A 7,241-nucleotide genomic window follows, 5' to 3' on the forward strand; every position below is an offset into this window, starting at 1 on the left:
AGAGACTCGCCTATTTCTTAAGAAGATACGGATAGCTGTCGCGCACGGCCTTGATGGTCAGGCGGACGGCCTCGGGAAGGCCGGTGTTGACGGCATCGACCGAGACGGTGCGGACCGTGCCGGCGACGCGGACTTTAAAGTGGTCCTCGTCCACAGCCAGGAAGCCCTCGTTCTCGGAGTTCTCCATGTCCTCCTCGCTCCAGAACAGGGTGAGCTTGTCCTTGTAGGGACGACCCTCCTGGTAGGGGCAGAACACGGCGCAGTTGCCGCACTCGTTGCACATGCCGTCGACGTGGACGACCTGGTGCTTGGCCAGGCCCGGCACCTTAATTGCCACGTTGGCGCGGTTGGGGCACACGTCGCAGCAGACCTCGCACACCGAGCCGCAGCCCAGGCAGCGAGTCTTGGTGCAGTTGCGTTTGTCACGGCACAGCGACCCCTTGCGCTCGTAGCAGGCGTCCTCGCGACCGGCCTGCTCGTTGCAGTCGGCGTACTTGTTAAAGTCCACGCCAGCGATGGCACGGGCGACTTCGGCGGCATCGGCGATAGCCTCGACCACGGTGGCCGGACCACGACGGCAGTCACCTGCAGCCCAGACGCCCTCGACGCCGGTGGAGGTGGCGGCAAGGCGGCCGCGACGGTCGTGCTCGACGCCCGCGGCGTCGTACAGGCTGGCATCGATGCCCTCGCCCACGGCGCAAATCACCGTGGTGGCGGGAAGCTCGACGGTCTCGCCCGTGGCGACGGGGCTGCGACGGCCGCTTGCATCCGGCTCGCCAAGCTCCATAACATCGCAGGTCAGCACGGCGCCGTTGAGCGCCTTGGGCGCCAGCAGCTCGCAGAACTCAACGCCATCGGCAAAAGCAAGATCGAGCTCTTCCTCGTCGGCGGGCATCTGCTTCTTGGTACGGCGATACACCAGACGCACGTTCTTCACGCCTGCCAGGCGCTTGGCCACGCGGGCGGCGTCCATGGCGGTGTTGCCGGCACCAATGACCACGACGTCCTCGCCCAGCTCAAGCTTCTCGCCCTTCTTGGCGGCCTCGAGGAACTCCAGCACGTCGAGCTCGGCACCCTCGCCCAGGCCCGCAGAGCCGGGCATCCAGGCACCGGTGGCCACGACCACGTCGGTAAAGCCCTGGGCCTTGAGCTCGTCAATGGACTCCACGCGGGCGTTAAGCTGAACCTTGGCGCCAAAGGCCAGGCAGAGCTCAGCGTCGTGCGAGATATCGTCGCTGGCGATACGGAACTCGGGGATGATGTGACGGACCACGCCGCCGAGCGAGTCGCGGGCCTCAAAGATGGTGACGGGCACGCCGGCACGCGTCAGGAAGAACGCCGTCGCCAGGCCGGCCGGACCGCCACCGATAACGGCAACGTTGCGCTCGCCGTCGTTGGCGATAGCCTGGGCGCGCAGCTTGGGCAGCACGGCGGTCATGGCCTCGCGGGCGGCCTTGAGCTTGCTGGCGCGAATCTGGGCGCCCTCGGGCTCGTAGAACGCACGCTCGCAGGCACGGCCGCAGGGATGCGGACAGATGGTGCCGGTAATGAACGGCAGGGCGTTGCGCTCGACGACAATGTTGAGCGCGTCCTCGTAGCGGCCCTCGTCAACAGCCGCCAGGTAGGCGGGAATATCCTGCTGGATGGGGCAGCCCGTGCGGCACGGCGTGGTAAAGCAGTCGGAAAGCGGGCTCTTGCCAGCGACCTTGCGGTCGGGCAGCGGGCGCAGCGGCTTCTTGTAGAGCGGGTTGGTGAGCGAGTCGGCCTGGATCGCGGTCACGGCCTCGAGCGAGATGTCCTCAAACGGCTTGCCGTCCAGGTCGGCAAACTCGCCGGCCATCTGGCTAAAGCGCTCGTAGCCACCGGGCTTGAGCACGTCGGTCGCCAGGGTGACGGGCCAAATGCCGGCGTCATACAGGGCGCGGATGTTGTAGGCCGTGGCGCCGCCGGAGTAGCTGATGCGCAGCTTGCCATCGAACTGCTCGGTAATGCGGCGAGCAGCCTCGATGGTCAGCGAGAACAGCGAACGGCCCGACATGTACATCTCGGTGGAAGGCAGCTCGTTCCTCGTCACGTCGACGGGGAAGGTGTTGGTGAGCTTGACGCCAAACTCCAGACCACGCTCGGCGCACAGGGCAATCAGGCGCTCGAACATGGGCACGGCGTCGACCCACTGCAGGTCCTCGCGGAAGTGCGTGTCATCGAAGACGATGTAGTCAAAGCCCAGCTCGTTCAGACGCTGACGGGCAAACTCATAGCCCAGCAGCGTGGGGTTGCACTTGATGTAGGTGTTGAGGCCCTTCTCGGTGATGAGGTAGGTCGCGATGCGCTCGATCTCGGCCGGCGGGCAGCCATGCAGCGTGGACTCGGTGATGGAGTTGGAGACGCGCGCCGGGATGGACTCAACAAACGCGGCGTCGACATGCTCAAACTTGTCCAGGTTAGCGAGCGCCCACGTGCGGCACTCGTTCCAAACCTCGGAGCCGCTGGCGTCCTTCATACCCTCGATGTAGGCGTCGACCTTGGGGCTCTTGATGCCCTCGAGGTCATAACCCACGGACATGTTGAAGACAAAGCCGTCCGGGCTACCCAGACCGTACTCGCGAGCGATCAGGTGGCAGGCAAACCATGCCTTCACGTACTCGGCAAAGGCCTGCGGAACCTCGAGCTCGGTCGACCACTCGCAGTTGTAGCACTCGTCCTGCGCCACAATGCAGGGTTTGTTCACACACTTGGAGAGCTCCTCGCCGTCCATAACCTGAACGGTCTTGAGCTCAAAGAAGCGGGAACCGGCCACGTAGGATGCCACGATGTTCTGGGCCAGCTGCGTGTTGGGGCCGGCGGCCGGGCCAAACGGGGTCTCGATGCGCTCGTCAAAAATGGGAAGCGCACCCTCCTGGTTGGTCGCGACCATCTTGCGCACGCCAAAGATGGCGTCCTGGGTCTTATGCTCCTCGATGATCCAGTTCATCAGCTGCGAAAACGGGATCGGCCTCATGATGTCGCTCATAGTGAGCTCCTCTCTGTAACGCCCGGCGAGACCGCGCGGCGGGCGAAATACGGTGTAGCGCTAGCACAGCGCCGGCGACCCCGCGGAGGCCGCCTATGCGCGCGTCGGATGCGGCGAAACATCCGACGCGCGCGAATCTACTTGTGAATTAGTAGGCGCGATCGTTGAGCGTGCTCCAGAGCTTTTTAGACTCAGCCATGGTCCACGCGTTGATCTTGTCCTCATCAATGCCAACGAACTCGCGATCCTTGTACAGGACGCGGCCGTTGATGATGGTGGTGCGGCAGTTTTTGCCCATCATGCCAAAGAGCATGTGGCCGTCGATGTTCTCCTCGCTCAGCGGCGTAAAGGGCTTGTAGTCCATGACGATGACGTCGGCGGCAGCGCCGGCCTCGAGCACGCCGAGCTTGCGATCGAAGTACTTGCTCGCCATCTTGGCGTTGTTCTCGAACAGCATGGTCATGGCCTCGCACCAGCCCACGTTGGGCATGGCGGCGTTGTGGCGCTGAATGATCAGGAAGACCTTGAGGCTCTCGAGCATATCGTGGGTGTAGGCGTCGGTGCCCATGCACACGGGGATGCCGCGGCGGAAGAACTCGAGCACGGGGGCGCAGCCCACGGCGTTGCCCATATTGGATTCGGGGTTGTTGACGAGCCAGGTGCCGGACTCCTTGACGATATCCATCTCGGCAGGCGTCACGTGAATGCAGTGGCCGAGCATAGTGTCGGGACCCAGCAGGTTGTGCTGCAGCAGGCGCTCAACAGGGCTGATGCCACCGCGGTTGAGGCGGGAGTCCCACACGTCATTCATGCCCTCGCACACATGGATGTGGAAGCCGGTCAAGCCGTTGTTGGCCTCGGCCATCTTGTCCATGGTCTCGTCCGAAAGCGTAAAGGTGGCATGTCCGCCAAACATGGCGGCGATCATGTGGTTGTCGTTATCGCGACGCTCCTTGGCGGCCCACTGGGCAAACTCGGCGTTCTCGGCAATGGCCTGGTCGCATTTTTCCTGACCGCGGCGGTCGGAGACCTCGTAGCACAGGCACGAACGCATGCCCAGCTCCTGAGCTGCATCCTTAATGGTAAAGAGGCTGCCTGGGATCTCGCAGAAGCTCGCGTGGTGATCGAAGATCGTTGTGACGCCATCGCGGATGGAGTCAAGAATCGTGGCATAGGCGCTGGCCTTGGTGCCGTCGAGCGTCAGGTTGTCATCGATCTTCCACCACTGCTGCTCAAGATTCTCCAAAAAGTTGGTGGGGTTGCAGCCCTTAATGGCAAGGCCGCGGGCCAGACCCGAGTAGATGTGGGTGTGGCAGTTGATGAGTCCGGGCATGATGAGGTTGCCCTGGGCGTCGACGTACTCGGCATCCGGGTACTTGGCCTTGAGCTCGCGCTCGGGGCCCACTTCGACGATCGTATCTCCGTCAATGGCGACCGCACCGTTGGGAATGAACGGGGTCTGAGAATTGCGGGTAAAGACGGAACCGTTAGCGACCAGAAGCATGAATGCTCCCTTCAACATCAGAGGCGGGGTTTGACACCTCTGACATAGCGGAAGTGCGAAGCGCCGGCCTACACCGGAAACGGGCCCTCTCCCGTCAACGCTTCACCAAAGGGGCAAGCCCTTTGAAGTGCGGCCTATCGCCGCATGGCGTCGGCGGACGAGGCGATACGTCCGCCGACGAATAGCACCGAATTGGTTACTTCTTGCTCTCGGGCAAGACCAGATCCACGGCAGCGTCCTTGGCGGCATCGATGTGCTGAGCCACGACCGGCGTCTGCGGAAGGATCAGATTAAGGACAATGGCCATGATTGCGGTGGGGGTTACGGCATTGGAGCCGATGACGGTGGACACCCAGGCGGGCATACCCTCGCCGGCAAGGCAACCGCTGGCCATCCAGATACCCAGGCCAAAGACGACGGAGGTGCCGACGATGGTGGTAGTGCGCTGCGTGAGGCCCTCGCGGGTGAACATGCGCACGCCATTCATGGTGATGGTGCCAAAGACGCCGACGGTCGCGCCGCCGATGACGGGCTGCGGGATAGCGGAAAGGACGGCAGAGAGCTGCGGGAACAGACCGGCAATGGCAAAGACGGCCGCGATGATCACAAAGACCCACTTGTTGACGACCTTGTTGGAGCAGATGATGCCCACGTTCTGGCCAAGGGCGCTGGTGGGAAGACCGCCCAGCAGGCCGCCGACCATAGAGGTGAGGCCCTGGGACACGATAGCGCCGGAGAGCTCGCGCTCGGTGGGCATACGGTCGATGGAGCCCAGGCAAGCGGCGGAGACGTCACCGATAACCTGGATGGCGACCATGGGGAACACGACGGCGAGGGTAATGCAGACCTCGGGATCAAACTCGAGCGCGTAGGGCATGAGCTTGGGAAGAGCGAAGACCTGGGCGGTGGCGACGCTGGAGAAGTCAATCATGCCAAAGGGGATGGAGACGATCATGCCGACGATCATGCCAAAGAACACGGATCCCAGCTTGAGCGTGCCCTTGCCAAAGTTGGCGAGCGCAAAGACCACGGCGAAGGTGATAAGAGCGACGCACCAGGCCTGCGGGGTGCCCCACAGCGGCGTACCCATACCGCCGGCCATATACTTGACGGCCGTGGGATAGAGAGAGACGCCGATGGAGAAGATGACCGTACCGGTCACGACGGGCGGGAACAGCCACTTAATCTTGCTGTAAGCCAGACCAAAGAGGACCGCGACGGCGCCGCCGACGATCTCGCCGCCCAGCAGCGCACCAAAGCTAAAGCCCGAGGCACCCATGGCCTGCAGGGCCGGTAAGAACGCGAACGAAACGCCCATGACGATGGGCAGGCCGCCGCCGATGCGACGGAAGGGGGCAAAGGCCTGAAGGGCCGTGTCGATCGCCGAAAGAATGAGCGCGACCTGGATGATGTCGGTGCTCTGCTGGCTATTAAAGCCGTAGACGCCGGCCATGATGACAGCCGGGGTGATGATACCGGCAAACGAAGCCAGTACGTGCTGAAGGGCACACGGGATCATTTCCTTAACGGGAGGCATGCCTTCACGAGTGAACAGGGCTTCAGTGCCGTTCGTAACCGTCTCCTGGGTCATTTGACCACCAATCCTCGAAATAGTTGTTTCGCATCTAACGCTCTATTGTGACGCAGTGCGGGGTTGAGGTTGTGCCTTCGTTGCATATCGTATTAAAGATGATTCTCATTCTCAATAATAATTTTTTGTTATCAGACTATTCTTCAGCTGAGATAATGCATTTCCGCAGGTCAGGAAAGTGTCTGGTCAAAATAACATCTTACTTTTCTTTTGGTCGACCGTTTACCGCCAAAATCATACCGTTCGTCTGCATTACGCAATGTACCTGCGGATATACGAGATGATGAGCAGCGTGTTACCATGAGAAAAAATTGTTATGAACATTTCCGATTTCACCCAAAGGAGTTGCCCGTGAACGAGACCGTACGCCGCTTTTTGCCGATGGTCGATTTCCTGGAGCAGATACTCGGTAAGAACAGCGAGATCGTGCTGCACGATTTCTCGGATCCCGACCACGCCATCGTCGATATTCGCAACGGCATTGTGAGTGGCCGCAAGGTCGGCGGTCCCGCCACCGATCTGGCGCTCAAGATCATGCACGACCCCAAGTATCGCGACCTGCCGTTTATTACGGGCTACGAGGGCCGCGGCGCCGGAGGCAAGACGCTGGAGTCCGCGACGTTCTTTATCCGCGAGGATGACGAGATCGTCGGTATGCTCTGCGTCAACACCGACCTCTCGACCGTACGCTCCATAAACGCCATGGCGCAGCAGCTCATGGCGTGCTTCGACGCAGCGCCGACGCGCACGGAGCCCGCCCCTATCGAGGTCGAAAGCCTTTCGGAGTCTACACAGGAGCTCATCGACCGCAGCATTGCCGAGTTGCTGAGCGCGCGCGGGCTGGATGTAGCGTCGCTTGGCCAGAGCGACCGCGTGGACGTCATTCGCCACCTCAACGGCAACGGGGTGTTCATGCTCAAGGGCGCTGTGGCCTGCGCCGCCACCGCGCTGGGCATTTCGGAGCCCAGCGTATACCGCTACCTGCAAAAAGTCCGCAAGGAAGGCTAAACGTGATCCCTTGGGGACGAAGGGAAACGGATCATTTTTGTCGCATCGCTTGACAAAAGACCCTGCAGCTCGCACTGAACTGCCTCCCATTTCTTGGACATGAGAAATGGGAGGCTTTCTTTATGCGC

At 61.7% G+C, this 7,241-nt stretch carries 4 protein-coding genes; 1 reads left to right on the plus strand and 3 read right to left on the minus strand.

Features of this window, described 5'->3' with window-relative positions; genetic code table 11:
* Positions 1–10: 10 nt before the first annotated feature.
* The 3 genes from ygfK to DWX63_RS05940 all read right to left on the minus strand — a co-directional run bounded on the left by ygfK (position 11) and on the right by DWX63_RS05940 (position 6,105).
* Complete coding sequence (ygfK, locus tag DWX63_RS05930) at positions 11–3,010, minus strand: putative selenate reductase subunit YgfK (protein WP_117843108.1); 3,000 nt, start codon at positions 3,008–3,010, stop codon at positions 11–13.
* A gap of 148 nt (positions 3,011–3,158) precedes the next feature.
* On the minus strand, positions 3,159–4,514 hold the full coding sequence (gene ssnA, locus DWX63_RS05935; protein WP_117773422.1) for a putative aminohydrolase SsnA: 1,356 nt from the start codon (positions 4,512–4,514) through the stop codon (positions 3,159–3,161).
* A gap of 196 nt (positions 4,515–4,710) precedes the next feature.
* Positions 4,711–6,105, minus strand: coding sequence for a uracil-xanthine permease family protein (locus DWX63_RS05940; protein ID WP_055285183.1), 1,395 nt, complete (start codon positions 6,103–6,105; stop codon positions 4,711–4,713).
* A 351-nt stretch (positions 6,106–6,456) separates the two neighbouring features.
* On the opposite strand from DWX63_RS05940, the gene DWX63_RS05945 reads away from it, so the two are divergent.
* Complete coding sequence (locus DWX63_RS05945) at positions 6,457–7,113, plus strand: transcriptional regulator (protein WP_232049564.1); 657 nt, start codon at positions 6,457–6,459, stop codon at positions 7,111–7,113.
* Positions 7,114–7,241 lie beyond the last annotated feature (128 nt).

It is taken from the genome of Collinsella sp. AF20-14LB, assembly GCF_003459505.1.
GTDB lineage: Bacteria > Actinomycetota > Coriobacteriia > Coriobacteriales > Coriobacteriaceae > Collinsella.

Coding starts and splice junctions, on each gene's coding strand:
- ygfK (WP_117843108.1), bottom strand. CDS start 3,010: ATGAGCGACATCATGAGGCCGATCCCGTTTTCGCAGCTGATGAACTGG.
- ssnA (WP_117773422.1), bottom strand. CDS start 4,514: ATGCTTCTGGTCGCTAACGGTTCCGTCTTTACCCGCAATTCTCAGACC.
- DWX63_RS05940 (WP_055285183.1), bottom strand. CDS start 6,105: ATGACCCAGGAGACGGTTACGAACGGCACTGAAGCCCTGTTCACTCGT.